General features: G+C 49.3%; 11 protein-coding genes and 1 pseudogene. 10 read left to right on the top strand and 2 right to left on the bottom strand.

The genetic code is table 11. The annotated features are described in order from the left end of the window. Positions 1–109: 109 nt before the first annotated feature. Positions 110–961: pseudogene (locus EXY20_RS09775) on the top strand (NmrA/HSCARG family protein); the annotation flags it as partial. 184 nt (positions 962–1,145) lie between these two features. On the opposite strand, the gene EXY20_RS09770 reads toward EXY20_RS09775, so the two are convergent. Then, positions 1,146–1,784 carry an FMN-dependent NADH-azoreductase gene (locus tag EXY20_RS09770; RefSeq protein ID WP_135550273.1) on the bottom strand — a complete coding sequence of 213 codons (639 nt, stop codon included), beginning with the start codon at positions 1,782–1,784 and terminating at the stop codon, positions 1,146–1,148. A 134-nt stretch (positions 1,785–1,918) separates the two neighbouring features. Here EXY20_RS09770 and EXY20_RS09765 point away from each other — a divergent pair, with 134 nt between their 5' ends. From EXY20_RS09765 to EXY20_RS09750, 4 genes are all read left to right on the top strand, one after another. Then, positions 1,919–2,290, top strand: a complete 372-nt coding sequence (locus EXY20_RS09765) for a winged helix-turn-helix transcriptional regulator (RefSeq protein WP_135550271.1) — start codon at positions 1,919–1,921, stop codon at positions 2,288–2,290. Positions 2,291–2,587: 297 nt separating this feature from the next. Continuing rightward, positions 2,588–4,003, top strand: coding sequence for a sulfatase family protein (locus EXY20_RS09760; protein WP_167859124.1), 1,416 nt, complete (start codon positions 2,588–2,590; stop codon positions 4,001–4,003). Between the two features lie 127 nt (positions 4,004–4,130). After that, positions 4,131–6,290 (top strand): right-handed parallel beta-helix repeat-containing protein, encoded by a 2,160-nt coding sequence (locus tag EXY20_RS09755; RefSeq protein WP_167859123.1) that lies wholly within the window; start codon positions 4,131–4,133, stop codon positions 6,288–6,290. A gap of 42 nt (positions 6,291–6,332) precedes the next feature. After that, a complete protein-coding gene (locus EXY20_RS09750) occupies positions 6,333–7,331 on the top strand; it encodes an SGNH/GDSL hydrolase family protein (RefSeq protein ID WP_135550265.1) in 999 nt (332 codons plus the stop codon). A 117-nt stretch (positions 7,332–7,448) separates the two neighbouring features. Here the strand turns inward: EXY20_RS09750 and EXY20_RS09745 are convergent, their stop codons facing one another. Beyond that, complete coding sequence (locus tag EXY20_RS09745; protein WP_135550263.1) at positions 7,449–8,540, bottom strand: GntR family transcriptional regulator; 1,092 nt, start codon at positions 8,538–8,540, stop codon at positions 7,449–7,451. 188 nt (positions 8,541–8,728) lie between these two features. Between EXY20_RS09745 and EXY20_RS09740 the strand changes: the two genes are divergently transcribed. From EXY20_RS09740 to EXY20_RS09720, 5 genes are all read left to right on the top strand, one after another. Next, positions 8,729–10,384 (top strand): ABC transporter substrate-binding protein, encoded by a 1,656-nt coding sequence (locus EXY20_RS09740; protein WP_135550261.1) that lies wholly within the window; start codon positions 8,729–8,731, stop codon positions 10,382–10,384. A gap of 91 nt (positions 10,385–10,475) precedes the next feature. Beyond that, a complete protein-coding gene (locus EXY20_RS09735; RefSeq protein WP_167859122.1) occupies positions 10,476–12,422 on the top strand; it encodes an ABC transporter permease subunit in 1,947 nt (648 codons plus the stop codon). A 28-nt stretch (positions 12,423–12,450) separates the two neighbouring features. After that, on the top strand, positions 12,451–13,326 hold the full coding sequence (locus EXY20_RS09730; protein ID WP_135550257.1) for a carbohydrate ABC transporter permease: 876 nt from the start codon (positions 12,451–12,453) through the stop codon (positions 13,324–13,326). A 30-nt stretch (positions 13,327–13,356) separates the two neighbouring features. Further along, positions 13,357–14,025: a hypothetical protein gene (locus EXY20_RS09725; RefSeq protein ID WP_135550255.1), complete on the top strand. Its 669-nt coding sequence runs from the start codon at positions 13,357–13,359 to the stop codon at positions 14,023–14,025. Then, a complete protein-coding gene (locus EXY20_RS09720) occupies positions 14,022–16,133 on the top strand; it encodes a sulfatase-like hydrolase/transferase (protein ID WP_135550253.1) in 2,112 nt (703 codons plus the stop codon). The genes EXY20_RS09725 and EXY20_RS09720 overlap by 4 nt, the downstream gene beginning before the upstream one ends. Positions 16,134–16,176 lie beyond the last annotated feature (43 nt).

The raw sequence follows: 16,176 nt of genomic DNA, 5'->3' as shown, positions 1-16,176 counted from the left end.
GCGGTAATATAATTCGATTATTCGATGCGATTGGAGTGATCAGATATGGAGCAGAAGGAAACGAGAACGATATTGGTGATCGGCGGTACAGGTACGCAAAGGCGGCAACGTAGCCCGCGAGTTGTTGCGGCACGGTCATCGCGTGCGTATCCTGACCCGGAACCCGGAGTCGGCGCCCGCTCAAGCGATGGCCGCCCAAGGTGCGGAAGTGATCCGGGGAGATTTGGCCGATCCGGCATCACTCGGACCAGCGATGCGTCGTGTGGCGGCGATTTTTTCAGTGCAGTACGCCGATCCGTACGACCTGACGATCGAGCCTCGGAACGCCGCCAATATGGTGCAAGCCGCCAGGGACGCCGGAATCGAACAAGTGGTGCATACCTCGGTCGCCGGCAGCAATTTTTTTCCGCGTTGGGATAAATATCCGTATATGACCCAGACCTGGGACAATAAATACGACATCGAAGAGCTTGTCCGAAACGGAGGCTTCCGGTATTGGACGGTTTTGCACCCATGCTGGTTCATGGAAAATTTCGTGGCGCCTAATTCGGTTGTCATGGCCCCGGAATTGAACAATGGCGTTTTGTTCGGCACGATGCAAGGAGACACGCCGTTAAAGCTGAATTCGGGGGAGGATACGGCCCGATTCGCCCGCGCAGCTTTCGAGGATCCGCAGAAGTTTCACGCCAAGGATATCAATGTCGCAAGCGACGAACTGTCCATGACGGAGATTGCCGAGACGCTCAGTCGGGTGCTTGACAAAAAAGTGATTTTCGAAACCGTCGGCAGCGAGGAAACCCGGAAACGCGGTATGCTGGAAGGCACGACTTATTTCATGGAGTGGTTGGAGGAATTCCCCGGATTCGGGTTCGATATGCAGGATACCTGGCAATATGGCGTTTCGATGAAGTCGTTTGCGGAATGGGTGGAAGAGAATCGAGACCGGTTTGACATTCTGTAGGCAGCAGTCGTGGCAGCGGCAGTGCAGTGAGGGTTGTCCCGGATTGCAAACGGATGCTCGAAAAAAATATCATAATGAAAACGATATGCAGGCTGCTTGCTGAAGCAGCCTGTGTTTTGTGCAAAATAAGAGCTCTTCATCTTAAAATACTTACTTAATCCGCTTGGCGGGAGATGAGCTTCTATTAGAAACGTTTGGCAGCTTCCTTGGCGCGTGCGATTGCTTTTTCTTTAAATGCCGGAGCCTCCTCAGCGGATAATAATGACGTTCCTTCCACGAATATCACCTCGATGGATTGGATTCCATAGAACTGTAATATCTTCTTCAGATAGCTGTATCCCATCTCTAGCGGAGCTAAAGGACCTTCCGAATAAACGGAACCACTAGCTTGAATATGGATGGCTTTCTTGTCCGGCAACAAGCCGATCGGACCATTCTGGGTATATTTGAATGTCTTCCCCGGTATGGAAGTCGCATCCGTGTATGCCTTCAAAACGGGCGGGATCGAGAAATTCCACATCGGGGACACATATACGTACTTATCGGCAGCTACGAATTGGTCAACGATCGCTCCAAGACGATCTACTTTTAATTGTTCGGCATCGGACAATTGATCGAAAGACAAACCCGCCCGAAGTGTTCCCCACCCGCGCAAAACATCGGCATCGAATGGCGGAATATTTTCCTTGTAAAGATCCAAATGAACAATTTCGTCCGCCGGATTGGCCTCGCGGTACGCCTCAATAAATTGTTGGCCTACCGCTAGGCTGAAGGATGCATGAGGATCAAGGGGATGCGCGGTGATATAAAGTACAGTCGCCATTAATCAAAACTTCCTTTCTGTAATCGGAATCAATACGCTTTCTATGGTGATTATAAATTACCTACTTACTTATGTTAAGTAGGCACAATAATGTGGTATAGTATTAAAAAAGGTACTGTAAGGGGGCGGGTAAAATGAAAAAGAATCCAGACCAGTGTCAATTCGTAGTGGCGATGGATTCGATCGTCGGTAAATGGAAACCGATTATCATCCACTATTTGCTTCAAGGCAAACCTTTGCGGTTCAATGAATTAAGAAGAATGCTACCCGATATCACGCAAAGGATGCTTACCCTCCATCTGCGGGAATTAGAGGAGGAAGAGATCGTTACACGCGTTATTTATCCGCAAATTCCGCCGAAAGTGGAATACTCCATTACGGAATACGGCAAGAGCTTGACCCCGATTTTGGAAGCTTTACACCAATGGGGAGCGGCTCATATCGAACGAAAGAAGCTCGGAGAAGCGAAAAAAGAACAAAAAGAACCGGACCAGCGTTCGACATAACGCTCGTTCGGTTCTATTTAACTGGTTCAGGTTCCCCGAGTCAATTTGGCATGCTCAACTCCATTTAAACGATAATTATTGGACTTAATTTTAAATAAAAGACTTTAATATAAACATTAAAGTCTATATACACGCTTTTATTTCATGTTATAAGATCGATCTATATGTATTATTACATCGACTGCAAGTGTTAAAAAGAAAGCTTTCGAAGTGAATATTACACTTTATAATGCTCGAAGAAGATCAAATCGCAAGAATGATTGAAAGAATAGCCAATGGTTGGGAGATGAGACCGTCGTGGATCGAACAGAGTCATCGGTCAGGCCGAATGTGTTGTTTATTTTTTCCGATCAGCACAGATGGTGCGACCTCGGTTGTTATGGAAACAAAGACGTTGTTACGCCTCATTTCGACGCTTTCGCGGAAAAGGCTGCCGTATTTACTAACTGTATCTCGAATTCGCCACTATGCGTACCGTCGAGGGGAACGTTGCTTACAGGGGTGTATCCACTCCGCCATGGCGCCGTAACCAACGATTTGCCAATAAAGACCGATGTCACCAGTACCGCGCATGTTTTTGCCGATCATGGTTATCGGACCGGCTATATTGGCAAATGGCATCTGGCCGGCGTGCCGCGGGAAACGCCTATCCCGGCGGGAGACAACAGACTCGGCTTTAAGGAATGGAAAGTATGCAACTGCGCGCACAGCTATTTGAAATTTTATTATGAGAATGAGGATAACGAACGATTCTGGCATGAAGGCTACGAACCGGAGCTTCAAACCGACTTATCCATCGATTTCATTCAGCGCAACCGCGATCAACCCTGGTTTTTGACACTATCCTGGGGAACGCCTCATTTCCCATACTTCGAGCAGCCTGCATCCAACCTGGACCGCTATTCGGAAAAAAGCTTGCGATTGAGGGAGAATGTCGAAGAAACCCGCAATACGACGTTTGCGATGCCCCATCTTCCCCAAGAGGAGATGCTGACCAAAGAAGAGATACGTCAAACGTACGGTGCTTATTATGGCCATATTACGGCTCTTGACGAACAATTCGGCCGATTGATCCAGACGCTCGAAGCGACGGGTCAGCTTGACAATACGATTGTCGTTTACACGAGCGATCACGGCGATATGGTCGGCAGTCACGGATTTTTCGATAAGCAGCTTCCGTACGACGAATCGATCAAGGTTCCGCTGCTCGTGTATTGGAAAGACAAGACGGTCGTGAGGCATTCGGATGAGTTGATCGGGCTGGTCGATTTGCCGGCAAGCCTCCTGGGCTTGGCAGGCCTGCGTTTCCCCACGGATGTGGACGGCCGCGATTTGCATCGGCTGTTTGTCGATAAGGCGGCAAACGGTTTGGAGGCGTGCTACATATTTGAACATATGAGCTGTCATATCGCCGAACAGCAGGGAATTCGGCCATGGAGAGGCGTCAGAACGAAAGCGTATACATTCGCGCGCCATATCGACGATGATGGTTATCTGCTGTTTGATAATATCCGCGATCCGTTTCAACTGGACAACCTGATTGACAAACCTGAGAAGGCGCATATGCGGCAGCAGTTACTGACTTTGGTAAACGATTACATCGATCGTCACGATCGATTGCTTCCGCCCGTTGGCTTTATCGTGGCGGCCGGCTTGCGGGACAAGTGGAACGAGAGCCAATCTTATTTTGGACTGCCGCTGCTCGATGCTTGACGAAGCAGTAGCACCTGGAAGTACGAAGTTGTACGAAAGGAGGTGGTAAAGAACACCCGCTATCATGAGAGGCGGGCGAGAGTTGCACAATTTCACTAGTTCGATCAATATACAAGGAGGGATTGAGATGTTTTTTGGTAAGGAAAGCATAAAAGGAATCCGTATGAGCTTGAAAGTGTTGAGTATTGTTATGGTTGTCCTGATTGCCGGGGCCTTAGCGAAAAAATCCGTCTTTGCCGATACTTATGTCGTTGTTGCCGATCGCACGGCCATGTTGGCGCTGGATGGCACGGTGGATAGTGTTGCATACCTGCAGGAAAGCGACGGACGCGGAGGGCTGTTCGAATGGAATGCAGCAAGCGTAGCCAGTACCCTTACCGGGGCGTGGATCGTATCTTCAGCGGTCAATAGCAGCACGGACACGATCACCAGCGTTTCCCATCGCTTGTTCACCGGTATGGCGCTCTTCACAACAAGCGCGGTCAATGGTCTGGCGACCAACACGATTTATTACGTGATAACGGTCGATGCCGACAACTTCCAGCTTGCGACAAGCTTTGCCAATGCTGTTGCCGGTACGAAGATCGACTTGACCGGCACCGCTGCGGTTACTGTCAAGCAGCACTTCGATCCGTTGGGAGGATTCTATGTTACCCCTTCCAGCGACGTAACAGGGGCATCGGGTGCTTGGGCGCGTGTGGACCGATTCGACAGGAGGCCGTCGATCACCGACTTTGGCGCGGCCACGACCAATTCGGCTGCGGCGAATGATGAGGCCTTTCAGGCGGCGATCAATTTCAACGGCGATGTTTATGTCCCGAAAGGGGTGTATGAACTGTCCCGAAAAGCCGTACGGAGCGGCGGTTTGACGCTTTATGGCGATGGTCCTGGAGCGTCTGTCCTGTATTGGAAAAATGCGACCTCACACGGGATCGAGATCAAGCTGTCTCAGGCCTTGACCGATTTTGCCGATGTGCAGAATCTTGATTTCAGAACGAATGACACCGCCGGAACGTCGGTGGCGATCAAATTGGACGGGTCGGCCCAACTCATCGAACGCCCCGCGCACCTTCGCGGAAATGGCACCCGTCAGATGGCTCACTTCGACAATATCAATATCTACGGTCTGGTCGATCCCTACGTGTCCGGATTTGACGGTCCTTCGGTAGCAGGGTGGGACGGCGGCATATGGGCTAATGAAACGATCAACGTCAACCTCTCTAACATTTATTTTAACGGTATGTATAATGGCACCACCCAGGAGACGGATCTTCTTTCGTCATTCGGCTTCAAAGTCACATCGTCGGATGCGGGTAAAGGGTCGGTATTCAAGGTGGATAACTGTCAGGTGTATTACGCGGAAAAAGCGGTCGAATTCGATACGGTCGAAGGCGTTCAGGTTCATCATAGCGTCCTCGTGGCGGTTAAGTACGGGGTGTTCGGCCATATTTCGGGAACCAAGGCCGGTCCGCAGGTTTCTTTGGTGGACAATCACATCAATGCCCAATTCCGCGGTGTCGACATCACCGATCAACAGCAGGTTTTCATCACAGACAATCTGATCTACCAGAGACCGAACATTGTAAACAATGGGATCGGGATCGCCCTGAGCAATGTTAAGGATGGCATAGTAGCGAACAACATCCTGGTTCGCAATACCTCTTTAACCAACGCCAATTACGAATACCGAGGCATTGTGCTTGCTTCGGGCACCGAAAACGTGCAAGTGTATGACAATATTGGGCGCGACACCACCTATGTGGTGGAAGCCCAGGCTGGATCGTCCGGTAACCGCGTCTACCGCAACGATCTGCGGAATGTAAGCCCGAATGGAAGTTTAACGAGAGAATTGTATACGGATAACGGCACGGGCAATACATTTGGGTCACCGTTTTATTCGGCCACCAATGCGGCATTGGTGGCGGCGAGTGCTGGCGTCGACACGCCGCTTGCGTCAATTTCCATCCCCTACGTATCGTCACAACAGCGTTTCGATGTTTATGCGAATGTGCGATCCGCAAAAGGGAGTAGTGGCGTTGACGGATTGACGGATATTTTTGTTAAAAAGAGTGCCGGGACTGCCTTGGTTACGTTCGATCATTCGCTGGCTGAACTGCGCATCAGCCAAATACAAGCAATGGGGGACGTTTCCAGATGGAACCTAGTCGGAGTCGTTACGGTGACGAGTCCAGGTACGCTCACCCTTTCCCTGAACGCCAATTCGGCGGGGGCGAATGCCAACTTCACTATTGGGGGCGCACAGTTTGTACTGGTCGAGCGGGACTAGCCTTGGAGTCCATGAATGGATGATCGAATAGGGGGGACTCACATGCGAGTTCAACAACAAACAGAAGCTTTTGTATTCGTGAAGGAAGAGGCATTGCCCTTAAGACGACGCCCCCTGCCGGGGGCACGCGTGCGTGTCTTCAGCAATGCCGACAAGGCGAACCCTGATTTGATCGAATATGTCGAAGGACTCGATTATGCTGTTGACTATACCAACGCTTCTATTCATAGACTGACAGGGAGTCACATTGCGGATTGGTCCATTCATCCATTGTACGGATTGGTTGGTTTCGACCATGCGAAATATCCAGACTTTAAAAACGGTGCTTTCACCGTTTATGCGGAATATGATTATACACCGGAACAAGCTGATCCGAGTATTCCCAGTGTGATGAACAAACTATCGACTCTTCTTCCGAGAGTGACCAAAAAGCTACAGACGGGTGAAGAAGTTGTCTACGTCGTTTATGGAGATAGTATCAGCACCGGTGCAGAAGCTAGTCAGGAGAGCTTTGCATACTTCCGCCGTTTCGCCGATTACCTCTGCCACCTGTTTCCTGAGGGAAACATCCGAATCGTGAATAAAGCGAAAGGTGGAGAAACGAGTGAAGGAGGAGCAAGCAGAGCGGCAAGCGATGTTGTCCCTCTGCAGCCGGATCTCGTCTCTATCGGTTACGGGATGAACGACCAGAACCAGTACGAGCACAGTGTTGGCGTTCCTCCATCGGATTTTGAACGAAATCTCAGACATATGATCGAAACCATTCGGTCAAACGGGGACACGGATATTCTGCTGGTAACTCCTTGTGAGCCCAACCCTCTATGGTGCTATACAAGCGGGAGAATGGACGAATATGCCGATGTAATACGCCGGCTCGGCGAACATTATGGAATAGGTGTCGCAGACGTTCAACCGATATGGAAACTGGAGCTGGCTGCAGGTAAGACGTCGGAAAGCCTGCTTCAGAATAATGTTAACCATCCGAACGATTATGGACATTATCTCTATTTTTCTGCCTTCGTTAATCTGCTCGGAAATTAGCTTTTCTCTGATGTCCCGCAAATAAGAAGAAGAGCAATGCCGCGGAACGGTTGCGGTGTCGCTCTTCTTCGTTTGATTCTGGAACTTGAAATTTTATTTTGAGCGGGGAACTCGTGTTCAAATCAGCGCCGTCCTGGAAAGGGCGGTGCTTTCGCGTACGATAAGTGTCGGTTTTAACCGTTCATTATCCGGCTTTCCATCCCATTCAAACAGCAGCGTTTGAACTGCCCGTTTGCCTAACAAACGAGTATTTTGTTGCACGGATGACAAACTGGGGGTCAAATATTTGCTGATGGGGGAATCGCCATAACCGATGATGCTAATATCTCCAGGTACGGTCATCCCGTGCTCCTTGATCGCACGAATGGCGCCGAAGGCGATGTGATCAGTTGTCGCAAAAATGGCTGTCGGCGGGTCCTGGAAGGCCAGCAGCTTCTTGCAGCCTTCATATCCGACATCCTCCGCGTTCGTTGTTCTGGAAATTTTGACGATCAGCGAAGGATCCTGCTCGATTCGATATTGTGCCATTGCGAGGGCATAGCCTTGCAAGCGAAAGTTGAATTCCTGATTGATGTCGCCGTGCTTGCCTTCAGGTAAAATAATGCCGATGCGGCGGTGCTGGAGCGATAGAAGATGCTGAGTCGCCAAATATCCACCTGTATAATTGTCCACGATAATAAAGGGAATGTTCAAATGGGGAAAATACATATGAACATTGATCATCCGCCTGTTCTCCGCGCACCACTTCTCCATTACTTGCACATCGAACGAATCGGACAGCAGGATGAATCCGAACTCTTGCGGGTCCACAATGTCGTGTACTTCGTTTTCATTGCAAATCCGGAATTGCAAGCCACGCTCCTGAGTCACTTCCATAATGCCTTCAATCATGTCCGTGATGAACACATTATTTAATTCATAAATGCCGGTATAGGCGGAATGGACCAAATAAATCGTTTTGACGGCATGTTCGGCGAACGGCAGATAAGGGTGATTTTGTTGATTAACGAAGGTTCCCTTTTTCCGATATCTGACGATCAACCCTTCTTTCACAAGGTCTTGCAATGCCCGCTTGACGGTAACCTCGCTAACCTGAAACTGTTTGGCGAGCTCTACTTGATTGGGAAGCGGGGCATTCGCTTGTAACTTCCCGGTATGGATTTGATGTTTAATTTTTTGATACACGTGCTTATACAACGGACCTGTCACAACAAACACCTCAATATATACCGAATATGATTATTATCTACTATAATGGATGGTAGTGTTCTTGTCAAAAAGACTTAAAAAGACTTATATATCTAGTATTAAGTTTATTTACATCTAAATATAATTTTATTATCATTTATTTAGGCTATTTATCCAATTAGCGATCGCAATTGGGAACGCTTTCGCCAATGAATGGAAACTGGGAGGGTCAAACATTGAGTAACGGAAAGGTCATTTTGAAGAGCTTCAGCACGACGATGTTGGCATTGACTCTAGTCGCAACAGGCTGTTCCAAATCGAATACCGCTGGGGATGCTTCCTCCAGCAAACCGTCGCCAAGCGCAACGAGCAGCACGCAGTCCACGCCAGCCGCGTCAGCCACGCCAACTGCGCAATTGAGCGGAACAATCAATCTAAGTTTTCCGATGGGGACGGCCAAACCGGCCTGGGAGAAAATTGCGCAGGCGTATCAAAAGATTAATCCGAATGTCAAAATCACCATCGACGATAAGGACAGCGCGACATATGCCGATTGGTTGAACGCGCAAATTGCGGGTGGGAATACATCGGCGGATATAGTCGTCAATAATACGGCAGCCAGCTATTTCGGCGAAAACAAATTTGTCGATTTCAGCGCATACCTGAACAAGACGAATCCATACGGGAAAAAGAACTGGAAAGAAATGATGGATAAGGCCGCATACACTCCAAATGGTCCCCATGGCGAAACGTATACGCTCAGTATCGACTCGTTTCAAATTCCGTGGTTCTACAACAAAAACATCTTTAAGGATGCCGGCGTAACTCCACCGACCAATTGGGATGAACTGATTCAAGTTTCGCAAAAAATACTGGATAAAGGCTATCAACCGATCGCCCTTCCCGGAAATGCCGAAAGTTTCTGGACCGGCACCATGGGCTGGCTGCTCCTTCGATACAATGACCAGTATTGGAAGGACATGGAGGAGAAGTTCCACTGTACGAAAGACGATTATTGTTTCGACCCGGAAATCGACGGCAATTGGAAATTTGACGTGAAAGACAAATTTAATGACGAGAAAGCGAACTTCAATACGCTTAAGGTGGTCAAAGCGCTGCAGAGCGGCGAAATCGGAGCCGCCAACCCGAAAACGAAGGCCATGTACAGCAATTTCAACAAGCTGATTCCCAAGTATACCGGCGATAAAACGTTCTTCGAGGTAGATAGCAAAAAGGCCCAGGATATGTTTATTCAAGGGAAAGCGGCTATGTATATCGACTTGTCTTCGTTTGCCGCCAATTTCGAAAACGTGATGAAAAACCAAGCCAATAAATTTGAATTGGGTTATTTCTGGGATCCGCCGATGACAGACAAGGAAACGGCGGTCCAATATGTACGCAAGCAAGCGGGAAACCTCGGATTCATGGGAGCCATCAACAAGAGCAAGGAACAAAACAATCTCAATATGGACTTCTTGATGTTCTTCGCTTCTCCGGAAGGGCAGAAAGTGCGGTTTGCGGCTTTGAGCGATGCCAATGTGGCGCCTAGCGGTTCGGTTCTCGTCTATGGCGTCGAGCTTCCGCAAAAGTGGAAAGACACGCTCGGCCCGATGGCGCTCGAGGTGGACAACAGCAGATTCAATCGCAACCCGTTGATTATTTTCTCCCGCGGCTTGAACGACGAGCAGCAGAGCGTGCGGGAATTCCAGGATTTGTCGCAGCAATTTTTCTTCGGGAAGATCGACTTGGATACATTCACGAACTCCTTGCAGCAATCGTTAGTGAAAACCATTCCAAGATGGCTGGAACTGAAAAAGTATCGTCCAGATGCGCTCGATACTGTCAGCAAGAACCCGGCGAAATAATAGACGTTGATCGCGAGGAGGCGGCATGCGCCGATTTGGATGGTCCAGATCGGCGCATGCCGTGATGTTACGGAAAGACGAGGAGCCAAACGTGAAAAAACTTTATGGGATCGGAGCGCTGCTTGCGCTGATGCTCATCGCCACCTTGTCGCTGCAAGTCGCGCTGCCTTCAGGTACGTTTTCCCCGTTAGAAGAAAACGTCGTTCCGGGGACAGATGTGAACAAACTGGTCTCATTCAAACAAGGAATGGGATTCGCTGCCGGGCTGCGAAATGACAAGGTGATCGCATTTGACGGCAATGGGGTCAGGTGGGAATTTGCAACCGATGGAGCGGTCAATGACATGCTGGCGACGGAAGAGCGGCTCTTGGTCGGATCGGATGATCGCAAACTGTATGTGCTCGGGCTCGAGCAGGGCAAGGAGCTGCTTCGCGTAGATGTAGGTTATCGCCCCACGGCCATTGCCGCCGACAAGGAAGTGCATTATATGGCGGTTGCAGGTTCGCTGTCGGCATTAAAAAACAATCTCTTTTTATACGATCAGAATGGAAAAGAACTGTATCGCACAGACCCGGGCGCGGCGGTTCCGTTTCTTTATCTGAACGACTCGAACGCAAACGCGATCTTTATTACGAACAACGGGGAAATTCACGAATTGAACAAGTCCGGCCAGATCGAAAGAAGCGTCGGGCTGGATTATGAACCTGCAGATGCGTTCTTTGAACAAACGACCGGGTCTTTGTATGTGGCGGACCGCGAGGGGCAAGTGTACCGCTTTGACAATGAGCTTCGGCTTTCCTGGAAAGTGAATACGGGAAGTCCGTTGACATCCATCGTATTTTCAAAGGAACACGATCTTTTGATCGCTGCGGTATCTGATGGAACCGTCATTGTGCTGAACGGAAACGGCAAAGAGCTGTCCCGCACAAAACTTCCTGAAACCGTCAGCCAATTCAGTCCGTCGTTCGAGCCGGATCGTTTCACGTATCTGAGTGCGGACAATCGTGTACTGTCCTATTCAATTGAAGACATGGATCAGCGGGCGGCATCGGCTCGGATACAATCGATCCTGCGTTATTTGGGGTACGCATTCGCTGCTGCGCTTGTTCTACTCGTTATTTTCGCAACGCCAAGGGTGCGAAAGAGAGTCGTTTCCATTTGCTCGCGGTTGGCTAGCGTACTCTACAAACACAAAATATCTTACTTGCTTTTATTGCCCACTTTGAGCTTAATCGCTGTTTTTAATTATTATCCGTCTTTCAATGGATTTTTGATCGCATTCATGGATTACAAGCCTGGCGCGTATAAGCGCTGGGTAGGTTTGGACAATTTCAAAACGATGATCGATAATGCTTACTTCTTGGCAGGAGCAAGGAATATGTTCGTGTTCCTTGTGACCGATTTGCTGAAATCGCTCATACCGGCCGTTATTTTTGCGGAGTTGATATTTGCTTTGCGCTCGAAATTTGCCCAGTACTGGTCGCGCGTCATGCTTTACTTGCCTGGAATCTTGCCGGGCGTGGCCATATTGCTCATCTGGACGGACGGCATCCTGTCATCCGGCGGATTGATTAATCAATTGCTCGACTCGGTCGGGCTGTCCTCGTTGTCGCGATCGTGGCTGGGGGATCCGAATTCGGCCATCTGGGGGCTTATCCTGATCGGATTTCCGTGGGTCGGCGCCTATATCATCTTTTATGGGGCCTTGATGGGGATATCGTCACAGCTTTTCGAGGCATCGAAAGTGGATGGATGCAGTTGGGTGAGACGGGTCTGGTCCATCGATCTCCCACTCATTATCCCGCAACTGAAGTTTATATTCGTCGTTAGCTTCATCGGTTCGATTCAGGATTTTGGACGCATCTATCTAACGACAATGGGCGGCCCTGGACATGCCACTTATACGCCGATGTTGGAGCTTTACTACAATATGACAAGGTTTCAAAACTACGGAGTTGCGTCCGCGATGGGAATTTCGATGTTCGTTGTCATTTTTGCGGCTACGCTCGTGAATATGAGAATCAAGTCGCTGGATTAGCGCGGCAGGAGAGGAGGGGAAGAAAACGATGAATGCCATTATGGCGCTCAGGAAAAAGTTGAACAAAGGAAAAGGCATTGATGGCCCCGGCGCTCAGCTTGTCATCGGGATCATATTGGTCGTTACAATCATGATCGTCTTGCTGCCGATCTTGATCACGGTGTTGCTTTCGCTGAAAACGAATTATGAAATATCGATGGGGATTTGGAAGCTCCCGGAACAATTCAAATGGGGAAATTGGTCCATCGGCTTTAACCAGTTGCTGCCCAACATGTTGAATAGCATTGCGATCTGCTTATTGTCGACTGCCGGAATTGTCTTCTTTAGCTCCATTTCTGCCTATGTATTCACGCGGCATTCCTTCCCGGGCAAGGAAGCGCTGTTCTACGCCATCATTGCCCTCATGATCGTGCCGGCGGTCCTCACGTTGACTCCGTCCTATGTGCTGATGATCGATCTTGGCATCAAAAACACTTGGTGGGCGTTGCTCTTTCACTATATTGCCGGCGGACAGATCGGCGCGATATTTCTGCTGCGAACGTTCATGTCGCAACAGCCGGGGGAACTATTCGAAGCCGCGAAGATGGACGGCGCAGGCGAATGGGTTATGTATGCCAAAATCGCCGTGCCGCTCGCCATTCCGATTATATCCGTGCAAGCGGTGACAAGCTTCAGCAGTATATACAACGATTTTTTGTGGCCGATTCTCGTCATCGACGAGCAGAGCAAGCAGACGCTGATGCCTGTCTTGCGAGCGCTTACGAATCAAACGCAGGGAGAGTACAGGGAGCAGGGAATCAGCTACGCAATGTTTCTACTCAGCGGTTTGCCTCTTGTTTTCACGACGTTGTTCGGTTTGCGATATTTCATCAATGGGGATTTTGCATCCGGAATGAAGCTATAAGCAACATCACCTTCAGAAGGTTGTGATCGCATGTTTCAGGCAAGAGGATGGCTTCACTGGTCATACGTCAAGGCAAGCTTGTCTTGCTATTACTGGAACCTTCATTATGTCATCCTGTACAGTCTGCTGACCGTGGTGCTGCTTTTGCCCGTCGTCACGGCCGGCCCTGCGATCTGTGCGTTGTGCGTTAGCATGAGAAAGGTCGCGGACGATCGAAGTGTCAAGCCGTCGGAATATTTTCGGCAATTGACAGCACTGTGGAAATTGGGGCTGCCTTTGTCTGGGGCAATGGCTGCAGGCGCCGGCGGGGTCGGGTGCAGTTTGTTCCTGCTGACATTAGAGGGAGAGACGGTTTATCGGACGATCGCGTGGACCGCTTTGTTCCTGATCGGTATGTTCGTTCTTTTCCTCTTTTACTACCCGTTCGCAGTACGATCCGGACAGTCCTTCTATACGACGCTCGTTCAATCGGCGCAATATGGGGTTTATTATGCGGTGGATACGATACTGATCATATGCATGATCGTGATTTACTACAAAATACTGGCTTATTTCTCCGGCTTCGCCGCGCTCGCGCTGATTCCCGGTACGGTGGCGTTTATGGGCGCGCGATTTATTCACTATCACAATAAACGGATCGAAGATGAGCAGAATGGCCGCAACGTGTCAATAAAATCAGATTTGAGGGACAATCAATGAATAAGGATAACTCTCTGCGCTCGGTTCGCAAGAACGTTGTGTTTATATTGATCGACGACTTGGGTTGGATGGATGTCGCCCTGAATGGAAGCACCTACTATGAAACGCCAAACGTTCAGCGTTTGGCTTGCGAAGGAATGACATTTACGCATGCGTACGCGCATCCGTTATGTTCACCGTCCCGTTCTGCCATTTTAACGGGACAATATCCTCATCGAACCGGCATCAATAATCCAGGCGGCCATTTGCCGGACAATACGGAAGGGTTTCAGTTTGACGGCGACGACGGGCCGGTTTGGCAAAAATATGTGACCAAAAAATCGTTGACTGCTTTGCCAGCCCATTTATATACCATCGGCCAAGCTTTTCAGGAGAATGGTTATAAAACGGGATTTATCGGCAAACATCACCTGGGTGTGGGCAGCGAATATCAAATGAAAAACCGCGGTTTTGATGTCGATCTGGGGATGCCTGTCCCAGGGCCGGGCTGCTATTACGACCCTTATTTCCCTCACATTCCGGGCAACGTATTCGATACGGGCAGTTTATTTCTCGAAGGGGAAAATATTACGGACCGTCTTGCCAGAGAGGCGGATCGATTCATCGCGGCCAATAAAGACAACCCTTTCCTGCTGGAAATGTGGGACTTTTCCGTACATGCGCCGTTCCAGGGCAAAAAGGAGTATATTGATTATTTCCGAAAAAAGCATGTTCCGGAAAGTCCGCAGAACGGCAACTTTCATATGGCCGCCATGCTCAAAACGATGGATGACGCAGTAGGAAAAATATTGGATTCTTTGGAGTCGAACGGCATTTCCGATCGGACAATGGTCGTCTTTATAGGCGATAACGGCGGCAACATGTATGACGCGATCGACGGACATTTTCCAACGAACAATTATCCGTTGCGGCAAGGGAAAGGGACGATTTATGAAGGCGGCATACGTGTCCCCTGTATTGTGAAGGTTCCCGGCGTCACAACCCCTGGTTCGTCCTGCAGCGAGAACATTCATGTGGTAGACTTTTATCCGACTTTGCTGGATTATGCCGAAATGCAAGTGCCGGACGAAAGATTCCGCCAAAACGGTCAGGTGCTGGACGGCGAATCCATCATGCCTTTATTGCGGGGGGAACGACAAAGCTTACCTCGCGCCGGTGTGTTCACCAATTTTATCGCCAATGTGCCGGCACCAGGTAATACGGCATCCGCCGCAATCAACAGCGGAAAATGGAAATTGATCGTCAACTACGAATTAATGGGCGGTTTGAAACAAAAGTATGAATTATACGATTTGGATGCGAATATTTCGGAAACGGTCAATCTTGCCTCCCAATTCCCTGAGAAGGTAACAGAACTGGAAAGCTATATCCTGGCGCATCAGGAGTGCATTCCGCAAGCGAAACCGAAGCTGAATCCATCCTACATCGAAGGTTCGACTGTTCCGGTGGCATTCCGGCGATGGGATGAATGGGTGAAGGAGTTTACCCGAAAAGTGGAGAACGATCCGGATTTATCGGAAGCGGGAGCTTACCCGAAGATCGTATTGGCTAATGAAACGACGGCGTTCTATAAGAAAATTCACCATTCGCTGATCATGAAGATAGGCAAGTTTACCGCCATTTGCAACAAGTATGATGGCAAGATTACAAACCGACAGGTGCCTGTCATGGTTGAAGACATTCCTTTCATTCCACTTGAATTTGTCGTTACCAAGCTCGGATATGCCTATTCACAAACCGGGGAAGAAGCTACCATTACGCTCCATAACCAAATACTCACGCTGAAAATAAATGCTACCACCATAAATGGAAAGCCAGCAAGATTAAGGCATGCTCCGGTCCTGGTGAATGATGCTTTTATGCTGCCGTTGCCAGAATGCCAGACCATTATCGGGAAGTCGGCGATAGCGGATGCAAGCGGCCTGATTATTATCGACGATGATCTCATCATGTTAACCGACGCCGAAATCGCAATGGCCAATCGGCTCATCGATTCGTTCGCCGATTACGATCATGCTTACTGGAACGCGGAAAACACGATCACGATGGTCAATCAGGCTGAAATGGAAGATGAATGGGAACAAAACAAACAAGTTCACCCTCGATAACTTGGTGTTGATTCTTCATCGGAGCTCTCTAAGTCTGGGGAGT

The organism is Paenibacillus cymbidii (assembly GCF_004764705.1).
GTDB lineage: Bacteria > Bacillota > Bacilli > Paenibacillales > NBRC-103111 > Paenibacillus_AN > Paenibacillus_AN cymbidii.
Note: the sequence above shows the minus strand (reverse complement) of the source record. Positions and strands in the feature narration are given on the sequence as shown.

Excerpts from the sequence above, each read along its gene's own strand:
- EXY20_RS09770 (WP_135550273.1), bottom strand. The coding sequence starts at position 1,784 with ATGGCGACTGTACTTTATATCACCGCGCATCCCCTTGATCCTCATGCA.
- EXY20_RS09765 (WP_135550271.1), top strand. The coding sequence starts at position 1,919 with ATGAAAAAGAATCCAGACCAGTGTCAATTCGTAGTGGCGATGGATTCG.
- EXY20_RS09755 (WP_167859123.1), top strand. The coding sequence starts at position 4,131 with ATGTTTTTTGGTAAGGAAAGCATAAAAGGAATCCGTATGAGCTTGAAA.
- EXY20_RS09750 (WP_135550265.1), top strand. The coding sequence starts at position 6,333 with ATGCGAGTTCAACAACAAACAGAAGCTTTTGTATTCGTGAAGGAAGAG.
- EXY20_RS09740 (WP_135550261.1), top strand. The coding sequence starts at position 8,729 with ATGAATGGAAACTGGGAGGGTCAAACATTGAGTAACGGAAAGGTCATT.
- EXY20_RS09730 (WP_135550257.1), top strand. The coding sequence starts at position 12,451 with ATGAATGCCATTATGGCGCTCAGGAAAAAGTTGAACAAAGGAAAAGGC.
- EXY20_RS09725 (WP_135550255.1), top strand. The coding sequence starts at position 13,357 with ATGTTTCAGGCAAGAGGATGGCTTCACTGGTCATACGTCAAGGCAAGC.
- EXY20_RS09720 (WP_135550253.1), top strand. The coding sequence starts at position 14,022 with ATGAATAAGGATAACTCTCTGCGCTCGGTTCGCAAGAACGTTGTGTTT.